The organism is Vibrio sp. SCSIO 43135 (assembly GCF_023716665.1).
GTDB classification, from domain to species: Bacteria; Pseudomonadota; Gammaproteobacteria; order Enterobacterales; family Vibrionaceae; genus Vibrio; species Vibrio paucivorans.
Window position 1 is genome coordinate 1,277,133 of the sequence record NZ_CP071859.1, and the last position, 17,906, is coordinate 1,295,038.

The following is a 17,906-nucleotide window of genomic DNA, read 5'->3' on the forward strand; positions in this document are numbered from 1 at the left end:
AATATGAGAGAGACTTAATGAAGAAGATCACCAAAGAAGTTAATGACTTTATCCACCGTAGCTTAGATTCGCATGTGCGAATTGCCGTTACCGGCTTGTCTCGCGCGGGTAAAACGGCTTACATCACTTCTATGGTTAATCAATTACTTCATACTTCAACCCACGACAGTTTGCCGTTACTTTCTGCTGCACGAGACAAGCGTATTGTTGGTGCTAAACGTGTGCCTCAACTTAATATGATGGTGCCAAGGTTTGCTTACGATGAAGCCATGGGGCAAATCCATGACTCTCCAGCGCAATGGCCTGAACCAACACGTGATGTGAGCGAAATTCGCCTCGCGATTAAATACAAACCGAAGAAACGTACCAAAAAGCTGTTGGGCAGTGATTCAACTCTTTACGTCGATATCATCGATTACCCGGGTGAGTGGCTTTTGGATCTTCCTTTGCTCGATATGGATTTTCATACTTGGTCAGAAAGCCAGTTTAAAGCTCTAGAGGGTGAAAGATCGCAATTGGCTAAAGAATGGCTGACCGAGTTAGACAAGTTAGATCTTAACTCATCACTTGATGAGAAAAAGCTCGAACAAATATCGGGCTTGTACACCGAATACTTACACCGTTGCAAAGACAAAGGTTTGCATTGGGTCCAGCCAGGTCGATTCGTGTTGCCGGGAGACTTAGCTGGAGCGCCGGTTTTACAATTCTTCCCATGTCGATTTGATAGTAATGATAAGTTCGAGAAAAGCAGCAACATTGCTATGCTCAAAGCGCGTTATCAGGAATACCAACAAAAGGTGGTAAAAGCGTTTTATAAACATCATTTTTCAACTTTTGATCGCCAGATTGTGCTAGTAGATTGTTTGCAACCTCTGAATGCGGGGTATGACTCTTTTCATGATATGCGCACTGCGCTAGAACAAATTATGCACAGCTTTAGTTATGGGCGAAGCAGTGTGTTGCGTCGTTTATTTGCGCCAAAAATCGACAAGGTATTGTTTGCCGCCACTAAAGCTGATCACGTGACGCCGGAGCAACATCCAAACTTGGTCAGTTTGCTACAGCAGATGGTTCATCCTGCTTGGCAAACAGCAGCATTCGAGAATATCGAAATGAGTTGCATTAGTATGGCTTCGATCCAAGCCACTCAAGCCGGTTTCATTTCTACTGGTGATAACACTGTCCCTGCGCTGCAAGGCGAAACTTTAACTGGGGATGCGCTCACGGTTTTTCCTGGGGAAGTCCCTAGTAAACTACCGAGCAAAGAATATTGGCAAAACAATGGGTTTGAGTTTACTGCATTTAGGCCAATGCCAGGCTCCATTGATGAGCCGATGAAACATATACGAGTAGATAAAGCACTAGAGTATTTGATTGGAGATAAGTTGAAATGAGTGAGTTCAAAACCAAACAAGTATTCGAACAACCGCTAGAACAATCACCGCAAAAAAGCGATAAAGAGCTCACCGCGCAGATGCAGTTTGAACAGTCTTCGACATTTGTTCCCGTCGAAGTTGAAGTAACTGCCGAAGACTCCCAACCAGAACAAACGCTGGAAAACGTAATACGACCTAGCAAAGGAAAGAAGTGGCTTGCGACTGGGTTGGTGACTGCTTTTGCAGGTTTAGTTGGTTGGCAGGCGATTGATACAGTCATTACTTCAGTTCAAACCGGAGATTGGCTGGCACTCGGGTGGGCTGGTTTTATTAGTGTATTGGCTTCCTTGGGTATCGGGGCCATTGGTAAAGAACTGTGGAAACTTCGAACCCTACGTAATCACTTTAGTGTTCAGGAGCACAGCGAAAAGCTACTGAAAAGTGATAGCGTTGGCAAAGGTGAAGCATTCTGTATTGAAATTGCTAAGCAGAGTGGTGTCAAAGAAGAATCAGCCTACTTCGACCGCTGGAAAAATAGCATCAACTCATCGCATAGTGATGCTGAAATTTTAGAAATGTACGATGCCATGGTGTTAGCAGAGCAAGATGAACGCGCAACCAAAATCGTGTCTAGGCATGCAACGGAATCTGCGGCACTGGTGGCGATTAGCCCATTAGCAACGGCGGACATGTTGCTGGTGGCATGGCGAAACTTCAAGATGATCGATTCGTTGGCGGATATTTACGGCATTGAGCTCGGTTATTGGTCGCGATTAAAGCTATTTAAAGCGGTACTTATCAATATGGCCGCTGCAGGGGCTAGCGAGCTAGCTGTTGATGCCAGTATGGATTTGATGTCGATGGACTTGGCTGGCAAGGTGTCTGCTCGTGCCGGACAAGGGCTCGGCGTGGGTATCTTGACAGCTAGATTAGGGCTAAAAGCTATGTCCCTGTTGAGGCCGATTCCATGGAACCAAGAGCGCGCGGTAAGGTTGGGTGCGATTCGTAAGCAGATCTTAGCTAAGGTTGCGGCAATTACAGCGAAGTGAAGGACTTAAGCGCAAAATAACACCATTTGTGAATGACATAGCATTTGATTTCTTGACGCACTAGGGGGCATGAGCGAAACTAGTGTCAACTTTTCCTGACACTTTCAAATTAGGGATTTTAAGTGCGTCTAGAAGTTTTTTGTGAAGATAGACTAGGCCTGACTCGAGAGCTCCTCGACATCCTAGCTTCAAAAAGTATCGATCTAAGAGGTATCGAGATCGATGTAACGGGCATAATTTATCTCAATTGTCCTGATATTGATTTCGATACTTTCAGTGAGTTGATGGCCGAGATCCGCAGAATCTCTGGTGTTAAAGACGTTCGGAAGATTCAATTTATGCCTATGGAAAGGCATAACACCGAGCTAATCTCACTGTTAAACAACCTTCCAGACCCTGTGTTAGCTATTGATTTGAAAGGCGGGGTCGACCTCGCGAACCACGCTGCTCTAGACCTGTTCAATATGTCTAACGAGGACATCATTGGACAACCAATCTCATCATTACTGCCGAGCTTCAACTTCACCAAATGGGATGAAGGCAACACCATTCGTCAACGTGAAAACATTGTGATTGATGGGCTGGACTACGCAATGGAGTTGATGCCTGTTTATATTACTGGCGAATCTAAAGAATCGACCCTAGCAAGTACGGTAATGATCATTCGCTCTGGTAGTAGCAATAACGTGTTCGATGACAGCTTACCGATCAATAATGATTTGGGCTTTGAGCACTTTGTGGGTGTATCAAATAGGCATAAGGCCCTGATAAGCCAAGCGAAAAAGCTTGCAATGCTCGACCAACCTTTACTTATCGAAGGGGAAACGGGAACGGGTAAGGAAATGCTAGCGAAGGCTTGTCATAATCGTTCAGGCCGTGCGGCAAATCCATTCTTGGTACTCAGCTGCGCATCTATGCCAGATGATGTTGCGGAAACAGAGTTGTTTGGCCATGCGCCAGGTTCATTTAATCATGAGCAAGGGCATAAGGGGATTTTCGAACAAGCGGATGGCGGCACCGTGTTTCTCGATGAGATCGGTGAAATGAGTGCACACCTGCAGATTAAGCTACTGCGCTTTTTGCAAGATGGTACATTTAGACGCGTGGGCGAAGAACATGAAATGCATGTCGATGTACGTGTGATTGCTTCTACTCGTCATAAACTGGCTGAGCTATCTGAATCTGGTGCTTTCCGCGAAGACTTATTCTATCGCTTGAATGTGTTAACGCTGCGTATCCCTCCTTTGCGCGAGCGAACGAATGATCTAGTGCCTTTACTTGACTTATTCATTGCAAAATACGCAAATCAGCTAGGTATGGACAAGCCTCGTTTTTCAGAAGAATTGATTGATCAGCTTGGGAACTACCCGTGGCCGGGCAATATGCGCCAGTTAGACAACATGGTGCTTAGAGCATTAACAGAGCTTCAGGGTAGTGAGCTCGACGTTTCTCTGTTCCATTTACCTCAGTTGGAAAGTGTCGGTTCGGGAATGGCGAACCTGAATTTAGATGGTTCGCTTGATGAGATCATGAAAGATTATGAATCTCAGGTACTTGAAAAGCTATACCAGTCGTTCCCTTCAAGTCGTAAACTTGCTAAGCGTTTGAACGTTTCTCATACCTCGATTGCCAATAAACTGCGTGATTACAACATACGCAAAAATTAATGCGTAAAGGTTTATACATAAACAGGCACGTTATCCGAGAACGTCGAGTTGAGTAAACAGTAGGTAAGAGCAAACATGGAAAAGGTGAGCACACCTAGACAGGTGTACGAAGTAGATGGTGACGTTTTGCTTCGTACTGCAGAAGTGACAGATGCAGAATTGATCGCAGGTTACTTCAATCGGAACAAAGAACACCTAAAAGTTTGGGAACCTAGGCGAGAGGCCGCATTTTATAGCGTATCCGGTTGGGCGCAGAAACTGATTAAACTGCACGAGCTTCATGGGTTAGGGCTTGGTTACTATTTGCTGATTATCGATTCAAGCAGCAAGCAGATGTTAGGTACAATTTCCTTTAGCAATTTAACCCGCTTTCCGTTGCATTCATGTAATGTCGGGTATTCTCTGGATGCAGAGGCGCAAGGTCGGGGAGTGATGACCAGAGCTCTGAAACTTGCTGTGAACTATATGTTTTCTATTCAGAACATGCATCGAATATCGGCAGGATACATGCCTAATAATGAGCGCAGTGCTTCGGTATTGAAGAAGGTCGGTTTCAGCAAAGAAGGGTTTGCTAAGGACTACTTGTTGATCAATGGAGCTTGGCAAGATCACGTTCTAACTTCCATGATTAACCCTAACTGGAAAGAGGCTGTAAGATGAACGATCGCCTAGAGCAACAACTATCTTTAGTCATCGAGCTTGATCAACTGAAATCAGTACTGCGCCGAACACGGGTTAAGAGTGCCGATAAGCGATTAGAAAATAGTGCTGAGCACAGCTGGCATGTAGCATTGATGGCAGTGTTAATGTCAGAACACGCCAATCAACCAGTCGATGTGTCTCGAGTGGTAAAAATGCTACTTCTGCATGACATTGTTGAGATAGATGCAGGAGATACGTTTGTATACGATACTGTTGCTTCCGAGCAGCAAGAAGAGAAAGAATTGGCTGCGGCGAACCGCTTGTTCGGGCTACTACCACACGATCAAGCTGAAGAGCTAAAAGCGCTATGGTTGGAATTTGAGTCTGCTAAATCCAATGATGCGAAGTTTGCCAAAGCCCTAGATAGAATTATCCCCATGCTATTGAACTACCATAACCAGGGCCAGAGTTGGCAAGAGCATGGCGTCACTCGTCAGCAAGCTATTTCAGTGAATAGTCGTATCGGTGACGGTTCTACAGCGTTATGGGAAAAAGCACAACAAATGATAGAAGAGGCGACCTTGAAAGGTTGGCTTAAAGCTTAACGAGGAAAATGAATGTCGTATTTGCCTTTGGATGAATACCAAAGAAAATGGATTTTTACTCACCAATCTATGCCGATTCCTGAGCACGACCTCGCTCAGATAAAACCGATGAGTGAGGCAAGAGCTGCACAGCTATGGAAAGAGAACATTAGTGCACAAAGCCCTGACAGCGAAAGATTCAGTTCGTCTGATTGGCCGAGTAAAGAAAGTAATTGGCCAGACAGTGTTGATTGGATGGCAAACTGGGAAGATGATGAGTTAGGCCTCCCAGAAGAAGTACTCAACCATTTGGATTGGCAAGATGATGTGACTGTGTACTTCTGCTATGAAAAATACAATGTCATAGAAACAAAGTGGTCGATCTTTAGAAAGCATTGGAAAAACTTTTTGTTTTACGATGATGGGCCTATCCTCATTGCGAGACGCAGAAAGCAGGCGCTATGGTTTGACTCTGAAGGCCTAGTGCAATTGGGCTACCGAAGTTAACTTAGGAAAAAGCAGCGAATTGAGCTGCTTTTTCTGTTTTTAGCATATTACGCAAGTATTAGCTGAGAAGGGCAGCATGATAGCGCTCAGAAATAATGTGAGTTTTCAACAAGTTTTAAGTCAAAAATACGCTTTGGTGTGTGATAACCATTCCACAACCTGATGCTTGAGGTGAAGCAAGTATCTAATGTGTTATTCTTGCAAAAAAGAATGCTTAAACATTGAACGTTATAGGAAAAAGTAGTGGAATCCTTAATTTCTCAGTTAAAGAAGGACTTCTATGCGAGGCTTAACTTGCTACAAAGAAACGCTTTGCCACATACAAAGCCAACATTGTCGTTCTTAACTGAAGAAGAGTTAAGGGAGCTTGAAACCGTTTGGGTCGAACTCTCCGTATGGAAAGTTAATCAGAAGCATTGATTTATAAAGAAAACGTGGAACCTTAGCTGGCTGAATCAGTTAAGGTTTTTTTATGCCTGAAGAATGTATTGTTATAATATAACAATTTGCTATTATGACTAAAACGTTGAAAAACGGTGTAGTTGCCCCAATAGTAACTATCAGCAAGTTTTAGCGTGTATATTATCAATATAAGAGGATGCTACCACTCAGACGTTGAGTTTCTCATGGGTGAAGAGTAGTTAGCCTCGATAAGTCAGAATTCAAGTGAGTATTTAATATGGCGGAAGTTCGAGCCAGAGTGGATCTAAAAGTCGGTGCAAAGAGTAACATTGACGCCGAAATCCTTTCTTTTAGCGATTTAAAAACCGACAAAGAACACGTTGCGGTCATTTTCAAGCAAGCTGATCTTCAAGGGGACGCCCCTTTAGTCCGTATGCACTCAGAGTGCCTAACTGGTGATGTTTTCCATTCCTCTCGTTGTGATTGCGGCGAGCAATTAGAAGAAACCATCAATAAGATGGGCGAGCACGGCGGTATTATTTTGTACTTACGTCAAGAAGGGCGTGGCATTGGCCTTTACAATAAAATTGACGCTTACAGGCTACAAAGTGAAGGGATGAATACCTATGAAGCGAACAACCATTTGGGCTTTGGTGATGATCTTCGAGACTTCACTGAAGCAGCACAAATGCTTGATGCGTTGGGTGTTAAGCAAATCCGTTTAGTAACCAATAACCCTAAAAAGGTCAAAGAACTGAAAGAGAACGGCATTGAGATTGTTGAAGTGGTGAATACTTCTGCTCATATTAAGCATGGCAACGAAAGTTACCTGCAAGCAAAAGTCTCTCACGGGAAACATAACCTGAAGTTATAGAAATATTTCGTCCTATTGTTGATAAAAACCTCACTTCTGTGAGGTTTTTTTGTTTGTGGCTTGCAAAAAAATTGTAAATTTGTATTATCTCGAACAAATAGTGCAAATGATAATAATTAGCACTAGCAATACGTAAGTGGTATTTAAGCTCAACAAGGACGCTTTTCATGAATGTAAAAACTTTGCTCGTTCGCTCTATAGCTGCCTCTGCAGTAGTTGTCAGTGGTGCATCATTCTCTGCAACTGTTACTCAGGATCAGGTAGTCGAGCATTACGCAGACCTCGCTCACGCCGTTTTTGCGGATGCGCTGACAACAGCAAAAATGCTTGACAAATCAATCGATGCTTTCCTTTCAAACCCATCTGAGAAAAGCCTAGCGGAAGTGAAACAAGCTTGGCTAGACTCTCGCGTACCGTACCAACAATCTGAAGTTTTCCGTTTTGGTAATGCAGTGGTTGATGACTGGGAAGGGCAGTTGAATGCTTGGCCTCTGGATGAAGGTTTGATCGATTACGTAGCGGCTGACTATCAATATGAACTGGGTAACGAAGGTGCAAGTGCGAACATTGTTGCAAACGAAAAAATCACTATCGGTGCGACGACTCTTGATACAGCAAAAATTACGCCTGAGCTAATTGCAGACCTGAATGAAGTTGGTGGTTCAGAAGCGAACGTTGCTTCAGGTTATCACGCGATTGAGTTCCTTCTTTGGGGACAAGATCTAAATGGCACTAATGCTGGTGCTGGCGAACGTGCGTATACAGATTTTGTCGTCGGCAAAGGCTGTACCAACGGTAACTGTGAACGTCGTGGTGAATACCTACAAGCAGCCGCGGATCTACTTGTTCAAGACTTAGAATGGATGGAAAAGCAATGGTCTGCCTCTGAAGCAGGAAACTACCGCCAAGAGCTTCTTAACGACAGCGCGGAAAATGGCCTACGTAAAATGCTATTTGGCATGGGTTCATTGTCTTTAGGTGAGCTTGCTGGTGAGCGCATGAAAGTTGCGCTGGAAGCAAACTCAACAGAAGATGAGCACGATTGTTTCTCGGATAACACACACAATTCTCATTACTACAACGAGCAGGGAATCTACAACGTTTACACTGGCCTATACGTGCGTGAAAACGGAGAGCTGCTGTCTGGTCCAAGTATCCACGATCTCGTTGCTCAGAAAGACAAGCAAGCGGCAAAAGAGATCCAGAAACAGTTTGATGTGACTCGTACGCAAGTTGGTCAGCTAGTGACGTCTGCAGAGAAAAACAATCAGCATTTTGATCAACTGATCGCTGCTGGCAATGCGCAAGGTAATGCGTTGGTGAATGAGACCATCATGTCGCTTGTGGCTCAAACGTCATCAATTGAGCGCGCGGCTTCAATTATTGGTATCGACAGCTTGAACCCAGATACAGCTGATCACGAATTTTAAAAAATAATACCCATATAAATAAAGGGCTCATTGAGCCCTTTTGCTGTTTGTAGGCGTTTTGCCCGCAACAACCATATTTGTTTTGCCAATATACACATTACCAAGAAGAGCAGTGGTATGAAGTCCCAAATCGCAGTTACCTTATTAGCAATCCTATCTACAAGTCTCCACGCCAACGATATCAAATCTGGTGGTGGTACAAGCGTTAAGAAAAATGGCCCGAACGCATACTCTTTACCTGCGGCCAACTTGCCGATGAGCAAGAGGCTGGACTTCAGTGTAGGCAACAGCTTTTTCCGAAATCCTTGGGTTCAGGCCCCTGCTTCAACGGATGCACGTGATGGATTAGGGCCTCTTTTCAATACTAATGGTTGTCAGAACTGCCACATCAAAGATGGTAGAGGGCACCCTCCAGAAGCGAATGACATTCATGCAGTTTCTATGCTAGTGAGGCTGAGCATCCCAGCGATGACGGATGAGCAGAAGAAAGCCTATATTAAAGATGGCGTTATCCCTGAGCCAACGTATGGTGGACAGTTACAGGATTTCTCATTACCGGATGAGACGCCAGAAGGAAAAATCAATATTACCTATACCGATGTGCCTGTGGAGTTTGCCGATGGGACCACAGTTGTATTGCGTAAACCTCATTTAGCTATTACCGATCTGGGCTATGGTGAAATGCATCCAGACACGCAATTTTCGGCACGAGTAGCGCCCCCTATGATAGGTCTTGGACTGCTAGAAAGTATCCCAGAGGAAACCATTCTTAGATGGGAGAAAGAGCAAGCCGCAGAAGGTGGTGCAGTTTCGGGTAAGGCTAATAAAGTCTGGGATGTTCAAGCGAACCAATTCGCACTGGGTCGGTTCGGATGGAAAGCAGGGCAACCCAATCTTATGCAGCAAAACGCCGCCGCATTTAATGGCGATGTTGGCCTAACAAGCCGTTTGTTTCCGAAGGAAAACTGCACATCTAAACAATCGATTTGTGCTGACCTTCCAAATGGTGGTACGCCAGAAGTAAGCGATAATATTTTAGACTTTGTTGAGTTTTACTCACAGCATCTTGCGGTGCCTATTCGCCGAAATACTGAAGACCCAGCGGTGCAACTAGGTAAAACGTTGTTTACTAAAGTGGGTTGCGATAGCTGTCATAAGACCAATATTAAAACGGCAAAAAGACCTGAACTTCCCGCGCTGTCTGAACAGTTGATTCACCCATATACCGATCTGCTATTGCATGATATGGGGGAAGGTTTAGCCGACAACAGGCCAGAATACTTAGCAAATGGTCGTGAATGGAGAACGGCTCCATTGTGGGGGATTGGCTATACAGAGGAAGTGAATGGTCATACTTACTTCTTGCACGATGGCCGCGCTAGAAACTTGCTTGAGGCAGTGCTTTGGCATGGAGGAGAAGCTGAATCTGCTAAACAAGGTGTGCTTCAGTTTAGTCAGAATGAGCGAGATGCTCTGATTGCATTCCTCAACTCTTTATAGTGCTGATTCTATTAGGTTGTTATTACACATTGAAACCTTAAACAATTTTGGCTTAAGCGGTTACCACCTTTAAGCAACTTAGGAAAGGAAGTGGAATGAATATTTATAAACTGTCTGTCGCAGTCACTAGCGTACTTTCTCTGGCTGCTTGCCAAACAACGAGTGAGACGAAAGCGATAGAAAGTCTCGCTCAGCAAACCAATCACATTAGCCAAGCGGTATATCAAGTCGAATTTGTGGCGGCAGCTAATTTTGATACTAAAGCGGAGGAACTTAGCCAAACATTCCAATCTTACTGCAATGGAGAAGTTGAACTTGCTCAGTTAAAAACCGACTGGCACGCTGCAATGACGGCGTGGATGGCGCTTCAGGGACAAGAGCGAGGCCCTTCGAAGGCGCTTGAACAAAGTTGGAATGTGCAGTTTTGGCCGGACAAGAAGAACACGACAGGCAGAAAAATGCAGGCCTTGACCTCATCGACTCAACCTTGGTCGCAGAGTGATATCGCTGAGCAAAGCGTCACAGTTCAGGGGCTTGGGGCGATAGAGTGGCTGTTGTATGACGAGCGGTCATCTTTAGCTAACAGTAAACAGGTATGTCAGACTGGGTATGCAATTTCACAAAATCTTGCCAATAATGCCCATTCCATATCAGCAGCGTGGAACTCGAACCCTTGGGTGGGGCTAGACCAAAAAGCGTGGGATAGCGAGTATATTGCTTTGTTGACCAATCAACTTGATTACAGCATGAAGAAGTTGAGTCGACCAATGGCGAAAATTGGTCAGCCGCGGCCTTATTTTGCAGAGTCTTGGCGTTCGCGCTCTTCCATGAGCAATTTACTAAACAACGTGAAAGCAATGGAAGCTTTGTATTTAGCCGATGGGAAAGGGCTGGACGCACGATTAAGGCAAAGAGGGAAAGTTGTTTTAGCTGATAGTATTCAGAACCAGTTTTCCTTGATCAAAGATACATGGCCGACAGACTCGAGTTTATTCGATTTGCTGCAAACGAAAGACGGTTATAGAACTGTGATGTCTCAGTACAACAAGCTTGAACAGCTACAGTATTTCATTCATGAAGAAGTGGCTATCGAGCTTGGCGTTGTTATAGGGTTTAATGCAACTGATGGTGACTGATAAAGCAAGGCGTAAACTACTAAAAGCTGCCCTTTTCGGAGCAGCGAGTCCGATACTTCCTTTTGGATGTGCGTCGACCGAACGCTCTCAAGTCCCCGCGCTGATCGGTTGTTCCATTTCTGGTCGTGACCAATACAGTGCAGTTGTCGCTGACGACTACGGTTTACCAATTAGAAAATTGCCATTACCCGAACGTGGTCACGGTGTGGCAACCAATACTCGTTTCAATCACGCTGTTGTGTTTGCTAGGCGGCCAGGTACCTTCTTTATGGTATTTGATTATACCTCTGGTGAGATAGTCAAACTGTCTTCGGCAATACCAACGCGTCACTTCTATGGACATGGTGTCTACTCGAATGATGGCAATTGGTTATACGCGACAGAAGGTGAACGAGGAACCAGTAAAGGTATTATCGGGGTTTACGATGTCCTATCTGGCTACGAAAAGGTTGCTGAGTTCAGTGGCTTTGGCTTAGGCCCACATGAAGTGATTGTGATGCCAGATGATTCATTGGCGATAGGGGTAGGAGGGGTTCATACCAATGGCAGAACGCCACTTAACTTAGATTCGATGTCGCCAAGTTTGAGTTACCTGTCTTCAGAAGGAGAGCTTATCGACCAAGTTGGGCTTACAGACCATCAATTGAGTATTCGTCACTTAGCTCACGACGGCAGTGAGACGGTGCTATGTGGTCAACAATATCGTGGTGAACCGGAAGAATACCCTTCGTTATTGGCGATGCATACTCGCGGAAGCAAAATGCTTGAGTTAGAGGCCGACCCAGAACAGTGGGCACGTTTTAATCATTACATTGCGAGTATTGCCGCGACCGATGAGTGGATTTTAGCCACTTCTCCTAGAGGGAACTGTTATGGCATCTGGTCTAAACAAACAAGAAGGCTTGTAGAACTGTCTTCTTTATCAGATGCATCAGGAGTGGTGGTTAACAATAACCACTTTCTTGTGAGTTCGGGCTCCGGAAACGTAATTACCGATAAGTATCCCTCTGAAAATACGTCAATTAACAGCAATATCCAGTGGGACAATCACTGGTCTGCTATCTAGCTCTGAACTACTTTCTCGCGTTGATTAGTCCGACGAAAACTCATTTCTCTGCCATACTTTATTTTACAGTGAAGCAGGGAAATGAGTGTGTAGATGAAAGCGTGGCGATTGCTCTTAATTTCAACATTAATCTTACCGATCTCCATCTTATCGACCAAGGTATGGGCGTTAGAGCGATTTGAGCAACTGACTTGGCTTGAATCGGACTCTGAAGTCGTTTCGCTTATTCAATACCCAGCGCTTGTTTCTCGTGTTTACCAAGAGAATGACGACCAACTGATTTGGTTCGATTTAGAACAAAGCCAACAGTTGGAGCTGAAACTAGAGATGATTCAGAGAGCTGGATTTAGCCCTTTGTTTGTTAGGCAGCTTAAACATCTACGTCAGTTTCGACAGCAGAACCGCTGGTTTGAATACGACTTGTTGGCCACAGATACGACCTTGCTTTACATGAGTTATGCACAGCAAGCCCCTAGCTTAGGAGAAGCTTGGTTTTTTCAAGGTCAGTCACTTAACTATCTTCCAGAGCCAAGCCGAGACTCGGTGCTGTCGCTGTTTGTCGCGATTGAGTTGCAGCAGTTAGACGAGTTACTCGACACTTTTACCCCTACGACCCAAGGTTACATTCAGCTCACGAAATCCTATCAACATCTTCGCTCTGTCCATCGAGAAGAGATACCAGCTTATCGTCAACGAGGGCTGGCCAAGACAGGGGATAAGCTCAGTGATCGAGACACGCTGGTTAAACGCTTAGCACTAGTCGATATTGATATAAGCAAAGTGCGCAGTGATGTGTCTTGGTTCGATGCGAGTTTGACTGAGCCTGTAAAAGCCTTTCAGCGGTTACATGGCCTAACGGTAGATGGAATTATTGGGCCTGCGACGATCAAGTGGCTAAACCTAAGTGCGGAGGAGCGTTTATCTATGTTGGCGCTTAATGCTGAGCGCTCGCGAATCTGGCCAATCCAGAGAGAGACGATCATTCTCGTCAATGTTCCTAGCTTCGATATGAAGTATTGGTATTCGGGGGAAGCAGTGTTTGAGTCGAAAGTTGTAGTAGGTAAGACGTCGCGTAAAACACCTCTTATGGCCACCAAGCTCGATTCTCTTATATTGAACCCCACTTGGAATGTGCCGCGTAAGATTATGGTCGAAGACATTCTTCCACAGGTTAAGCTCGACAATAATTACTTAACTAAGAACAAGATAGATATTGTGAAACGCTGGAATGCCGACAGCCCTGTAAGTGCTGAAGAAATTGATTGGTCCAGTGTTAATCCCAAAACATTCCCATACAAAATGCGACAACAATCGGGTATAGGCAATGCATTGGGACTGTATAAGTTTAATACCCCAAATCGACGAGCAATTTTCTTGCACGATACTCCCAGCAAACATCTGTTTGATGAAGAAACGCGAGCGTTTAGCTCAGGGTGTGTCCGCGTAGAAAAGGCAGATCAATTTGCTACTGTACTGCTAGAAAACCAAGGGCTGGATGAGTTAGTCATTGCTGAAAGTAGCCAAGACACCAACAAAGCCATTCCTCTTAAGCGACGTATCCCAGTCCATATTATTTATCAAACCGTATGGTTTGAGTCGGGAGAAATTCACTACCGTGATGATGTTTACCGCTACGACAACGTAGCGCACAATAACGGTAAGAGTTAGCCGATTGTTTGATATTTGCACAATTCTGACATTTTTACTGACAAATTTATTTTTCTTTTCTGCTCAATAATTAAGCACTAGTCGCTGGTGTATTTGCTGCTTTGAGCACACTTTATGCATTTGAACTTGTCAAAATAGTCCGGTAGTGTCCGCTTCCGGTCCATAAATCAACGTTCAAAGGTCAGTAGAGTGCAGGTATCTCGTCGTCATTTCATTAAGTTAGCGGGTAGTGGTTTAGTTGTAGCGTCAGGTCTTCCTCGTCTTGCTCAAGCGGGCTATCCAGATAAGCCTCGTGAGCTTGCAATGAATAACCTACATACTGGCGAGACATTAGAGACTCAATATTTTAACGGTCACCAATATCTTGAAGCCGAGTTAGCTAGACTGGACCACATTTGCCGAGATTTTCGCCGCAATGAAGTTCATCCAATGGATAAGCGCTTATTCGACAACATTAGCCAAATACAATCAATGATTGGCACATCGAATGAAGTTCAAATCATTTCGGGGTACCGTTCTCCAGCAACCAATGAAGCGCTACGTAGCCAGTCAAATGGCGTGGCAAAAAAGAGCTTCCACATGTTGGGACAAGCCATTGACTTTCGAGTTGAAGGCGTTGACCTAAAGCTACTGCGTGATGCTGCTATCGAGCTGAAAGCGGGTGGAGTGGGTTACTATCCAGGGAGTAACTTTATCCATATCGATACTGGACCGGTACGAAACTGGGCATAACCACTTGCTAAGATTGTAATCACTACACAGTGGTGTCATAGTTCACCCTAGTTTCGATAAGGCTTAAGGTTAAGATATGTCTCTAAAGTATCAAGTTGTTCCAGTGACGTCGTTTTCTCAAAATTGCTCTATTGTTTGGTGTGATGAAACCATGGAAGGCGTTGTCGTCGATCCTGGTGGTGACGTAAAGCAACTTGCAATGTTGATTAAAGAGCTTGGAGTTAAGGTGGTGAACTTAGTTCTGACTCATGGCCACCTTGATCATGTAGGTGGAACAGAGCCTCTGGCTGAAACTTTGGGCGGTGTTAATATTGTTGGCCCACACAAAGCGGACAACTTTTGGCTTCAAGGCCTTGAAGGTCAAAGCCAAATGTTTGGTTTCCCATTAACTGAAGCTTTTGAGCCAAATAAGTGGCTAAACGATGGCGATCAAGTTTCATTTGGTCATCAAGTTTTAGATGTACTTCATACTCCAGGCCATACCCCTGGCCATGTAGTGCTATTTAGTAAAGAAGCACAGTTGGCGTTTGTTGGTGATGTCCTTTTCAATGGCAGCGTTGGGCGTACCGATTTCCCGCAAGGTGACTTTGATACCTTAATTAATTCAATCAAAACTAAGTTATGGCCATTAGGCAACGATGTACGTTTTGTACCAGGGCATGGGCCTGAATCAACGTTTGGCCGCGAACGTGCTTCTAATCCTTTTGTCGCTGATGAAATGCCTCTTTACTAACCCTTCATCTGCTCTTGTGATTCTGGCTCGGCAGCTGCAAGGTAGCGTCGAGCTAGTCCAACAAATTCCTCAGCACTCCTATCCAAATCATTCGCTGATATAAACACATCGTAATCGTAACTTTGCCGTTGGTGTCTCATCCGGTTGGCCAGCATTGCCAATAGCCCGGAGTAACGAAAGCCATCACGGCTAGTGTAGGGGTGTGAATCGAGCACCACGTCTTCAAATTGCGTTTCTCGGTGCTGTTGTTTGAGGCCCAAATACAGTAAGGCACGTTGGCTGAGCAATACTTCGGTGGCGATACGAGGACAAATGCCATCCAAGTATGGTTCGTAGTGTTTTAGCTTAATTCCAATCCAAGGCAAAGGCTGCTGCCAACCCTCTGAATCACAGCAACATATTCCGATTTTGCTGATGTTGCTCCACTTAACGACCCAGCCACCTTTGTATAGGTGTTGCTGAAAATGCGTTGAGGTCAATGTGTAGCTAACGGTGCTTTTCAAGATAAGGATATGACACAGGGTGATAATGAATGCTCCACATCCAATGATCATCAAGGCTAGGGGAAGATCGGGAGACAAAAGCAATACTGTAGAAATGAGTAGAATGGCAGCAAAAAGTACGAACTTATTGGAGAAAGGATTAACTTTAATCAGCTGATTGGAAAGGTGTAGAGTTTGCATTTTTTGCTACGGCTATATTCAACCGAGACCTCTGTTTATTTATTCAGTACAAATATCACTTACTGTATAAATTGTAGACTCTAGCCGCCGTTGTGCGCATTTTTGCCCCATAAAGTTGCCGATACTCTACAAATCTATACAAATTTTTGGTATAAAACGCGCTTCAAATTTTCACCACTGCAGTGATTGCAGTGAAATGGAGACATACTCGATGAGACTTGCTCATAAGCGTAACGTGCAGATGAAACTGCAAAAGCGCATTAAAGCGACAGTTGCAAACACTGCAGCTCCAAAAAAAGCAAAACCAGCAGTAGAGAAGACTGTAGCTGCAAAAACAACAGCAGAAAAGCCGGCAGCGGCAAAAGCTGTGGCTAAAAGCACTGACGTAGCGCTAACGCCTAAACAGCAACAAGTTCTAGACATTGTCGCGAGCAACGCTGAAGGTATTAACCCTAAAGGTATCGGCCTAGCTGCTGGTCAAGAAGAAGCAAAGGCTGCATCTTGGGCAACTGGCGCACTGAAAAAACTACTAGAAGAAAACCTAGTAGCTAAAGAGCAACTTGCAGGCAACAAAGTTATCTACAAAGCCGTTTAAACTGCAAAGTTATGCCCTTTAGAAATAAGCCTCGCATTTGCGGGGCTTTTTGTTATCAGAACCAACCCCTTCGAAATAGAAATCATGCGTGAGTTTGTGATTATTGCTCTCACAAGAAAAAAGCCTCCGGTAGGAGGCACATAGACAGTGAATAGCGTCGAACTTATTAATGATACTGTTTACCTCTGCCTTCGACGAAAAATACTTCACAGTGATGCTCAAGAGCTAAATCTTGCAATAAAGATTGGTTAACTAGGTCGATACTGGTGGACGCGACGACAGCACTCGCATTTCCAGATTTAATCGCTTTTATAACGATTTCAACTTCAGACATGGTTTGAGATGGTTTCATCTGAATGATTTTGTTGCAGCTTACGTTGTATGAAGCGAACTGAGAAAGATCAGGACGAGGACATTCAGAAGTAAACAAAATCCACTGCTGGCTACCGGATAACCCCGCTAGGCGTCCTAATACCGACTCATCAATATTCATTGGGTTAGTAGGCTGAGCTAGAATGTTTGCTTTTGAGTAGTTGTGCTGCTGAGTGTTTACCTGAAACATAAATACTGTCCTTTCATACATGCTGTATGTGTATACAGTAGTTTATCTCAAGGTACTGATCAAGAAAAAATTGATGACTTTCTCATCATGTTAATATTGAAGGTATCGTAACTGGTTGATATTAAATGCATTAATTGTTATTTGAGATTATTTAAAGTATGAGTAACTGTGATCGAGATCTATACAGTAGTTGATGAAAACCACTGTATACAGGTAATAACTACTGTATTAGAAACACGTAGTAGGAGATGTAGGAACTTTAAAACACTCAGTCATAGAAATGAACTTAGGGGAAAGCAGTTAAGGGCAGAGGGACTAATAGTAGAGCTTATTCAAGTGGCGTTCTGAATAGTGCTGGGGAGCAGAAACAAAAAACGCCCATTTGAAATAGGCGTTTAGGCTAAAGCGAAGTTTTTGACTAACGACGAAGCTCTAGTCGCTCTCGTTGCTGGATCTCTGCAATATTGAATTGGCGTACATCTAACGTCGCTAAATCATTACACTCTTTGCAGGAATGGTTGGACTTTCCATCAACATAATCATGTTTTACTAATAAACTTGGCTTTTTGCACCAATCACAGATGCCTTCGATTGTGAACATTTTCTCTCCCCACCTAGTTATGTAGGTGTCATATTACACGCAAATTATGACACATTTTACGTGCTCTAGTTAAGTAATTGTTACTGATAGTGGGAGGGC

General features: G+C 44.2%; 18 protein-coding genes. 15 read left to right on the top strand and 3 right to left on the bottom strand.

Going from position 1 to position 17,906, the window contains the following annotated elements; all coding sequences use genetic code 11:
• The first annotated feature begins 17 nt into the window (after positions 1–17).
• The 14 genes from J4N42_RS05870 (at position 18) to J4N42_RS05935 (ending at position 15,366) form a co-directional block, all read left to right on the top strand.
• Positions 18–1,394: a YcjX family GTP-binding protein gene (locus J4N42_RS05870; protein ID WP_252030475.1), complete on the top strand. Its 1,377-nt coding sequence runs from the start codon at positions 18–20 to the stop codon at positions 1,392–1,394.
• Positions 1,391–2,425, top strand: a complete 1,035-nt coding sequence (locus J4N42_RS05875; RefSeq protein ID WP_252030476.1) for a YcjF family protein — start codon at positions 1,391–1,393, stop codon at positions 2,423–2,425. The genes J4N42_RS05870 and J4N42_RS05875 overlap by 4 nt, the downstream gene beginning before the upstream one ends.
• Before the next feature lie 122 nt (positions 2,426–2,547).
• On the top strand, positions 2,548–4,092 hold the full coding sequence (tyrR, locus tag J4N42_RS05880; protein ID WP_252030477.1) for a transcriptional regulator TyrR: 1,545 nt from the start codon (positions 2,548–2,550) through the stop codon (positions 4,090–4,092).
• A gap of 75 nt (positions 4,093–4,167) precedes the next feature.
• Positions 4,168–4,752 carry a GNAT family N-acetyltransferase gene (locus tag J4N42_RS05885; RefSeq protein ID WP_252030478.1) on the top strand — a complete coding sequence of 195 codons (585 nt, stop codon included), beginning with the start codon at positions 4,168–4,170 and terminating at the stop codon, positions 4,750–4,752.
• Positions 4,749–5,339: an HD domain-containing protein gene (locus J4N42_RS05890; protein WP_252030479.1), complete on the top strand. Its 591-nt coding sequence runs from the start codon at positions 4,749–4,751 to the stop codon at positions 5,337–5,339. The genes J4N42_RS05885 and J4N42_RS05890 overlap by 4 nt, the downstream gene beginning before the upstream one ends.
• A gap of 12 nt (positions 5,340–5,351) precedes the next feature.
• Positions 5,352–5,825 (top strand): DUF2947 domain-containing protein, encoded by a 474-nt coding sequence (locus J4N42_RS05895; RefSeq protein WP_252030480.1) that lies wholly within the window; start codon positions 5,352–5,354, stop codon positions 5,823–5,825.
• Between the two features lie 679 nt (positions 5,826–6,504).
• Complete coding sequence (locus J4N42_RS05900) at positions 6,505–7,101, top strand: GTP cyclohydrolase II (RefSeq protein ID WP_252030481.1); 597 nt, start codon at positions 6,505–6,507, stop codon at positions 7,099–7,101.
• 167 nt (positions 7,102–7,268) lie between these two features.
• Positions 7,269–8,531: an imelysin family protein gene (locus J4N42_RS05905; protein WP_252030483.1), complete on the top strand. Its 1,263-nt coding sequence runs from the start codon at positions 7,269–7,271 to the stop codon at positions 8,529–8,531.
• Positions 8,532–8,648: 117 nt separating this feature from the next.
• Positions 8,649–10,031, top strand: a complete 1,383-nt coding sequence (locus tag J4N42_RS05910; RefSeq protein WP_252030484.1) for a di-heme oxidoreductase family protein — start codon at positions 8,649–8,651, stop codon at positions 10,029–10,031.
• A 95-nt stretch (positions 10,032–10,126) separates the two neighbouring features.
• Positions 10,127–11,167, top strand: coding sequence for an imelysin family protein (locus tag J4N42_RS05915; RefSeq protein ID WP_252030485.1), 1,041 nt, complete (start codon positions 10,127–10,129; stop codon positions 11,165–11,167).
• The gene (locus tag J4N42_RS05920; RefSeq protein WP_252030486.1) at positions 11,148–12,233 is read left to right on the top strand and encodes a DUF1513 domain-containing protein; all 1,086 of its coding nucleotides are present in this window, start codon (positions 11,148–11,150) and stop codon (positions 12,231–12,233) included. The genes J4N42_RS05915 and J4N42_RS05920 overlap by 20 nt, the downstream gene beginning before the upstream one ends.
• Positions 12,234–12,326: 93 nt before the next feature.
• Positions 12,327–13,901 (top strand): L,D-transpeptidase family protein, encoded by a 1,575-nt coding sequence (locus J4N42_RS05925; protein ID WP_252030487.1) that lies wholly within the window; start codon positions 12,327–12,329, stop codon positions 13,899–13,901.
• A 189-nt stretch (positions 13,902–14,090) separates the two neighbouring features.
• Entirely contained in the window at positions 14,091–14,633 is a 543-nt protein-coding gene (gene mepK / locus J4N42_RS05930) for a peptidoglycan L,D-endopeptidase MepK (RefSeq protein ID WP_252030488.1), read from the top strand.
• A gap of 76 nt (positions 14,634–14,709) precedes the next feature.
• Positions 14,710–15,366, top strand: a complete 657-nt coding sequence (locus J4N42_RS05935) for an MBL fold metallo-hydrolase (RefSeq protein ID WP_252030489.1) — start codon at positions 14,710–14,712, stop codon at positions 15,364–15,366.
• Here J4N42_RS05935 and J4N42_RS05940 read toward each other — a convergent pair.
• Entirely contained in the window at positions 15,363–16,049 is a 687-nt protein-coding gene (locus tag J4N42_RS05940; RefSeq protein ID WP_252030490.1) for a DUF2982 domain-containing protein, read from the bottom strand. The genes J4N42_RS05935 and J4N42_RS05940 overlap by 4 nt on opposite strands.
• 211 nt (positions 16,050–16,260) lie before the next feature.
• Between J4N42_RS05940 and J4N42_RS05945 the strand changes: the two genes are divergently transcribed.
• On the top strand, positions 16,261–16,644 hold the full coding sequence (locus J4N42_RS05945; protein ID WP_252030491.1) for a MarR family transcriptional regulator: 384 nt from the start codon (positions 16,261–16,263) through the stop codon (positions 16,642–16,644).
• A 166-nt stretch (positions 16,645–16,810) separates the two neighbouring features.
• Here J4N42_RS05945 and J4N42_RS05950 read toward each other — a convergent pair whose 3' ends face one another.
• Together J4N42_RS05950 and J4N42_RS05955 are read right to left on the bottom strand one after the other, a co-directional pair.
• Positions 16,811–17,206, bottom strand: a complete 396-nt coding sequence (locus J4N42_RS05950) for a SulA-like leucine-rich domain-containing protein (RefSeq protein WP_252030492.1) — start codon at positions 17,204–17,206, stop codon at positions 16,811–16,813.
• A gap of 418 nt (positions 17,207–17,624) precedes the next feature.
• On the bottom strand, positions 17,625–17,807 hold the full coding sequence (locus J4N42_RS05955; protein WP_252030493.1) for a hypothetical protein: 183 nt from the start codon (positions 17,805–17,807) through the stop codon (positions 17,625–17,627).
• Positions 17,808–17,906: the final 99 nt, after the last annotated feature.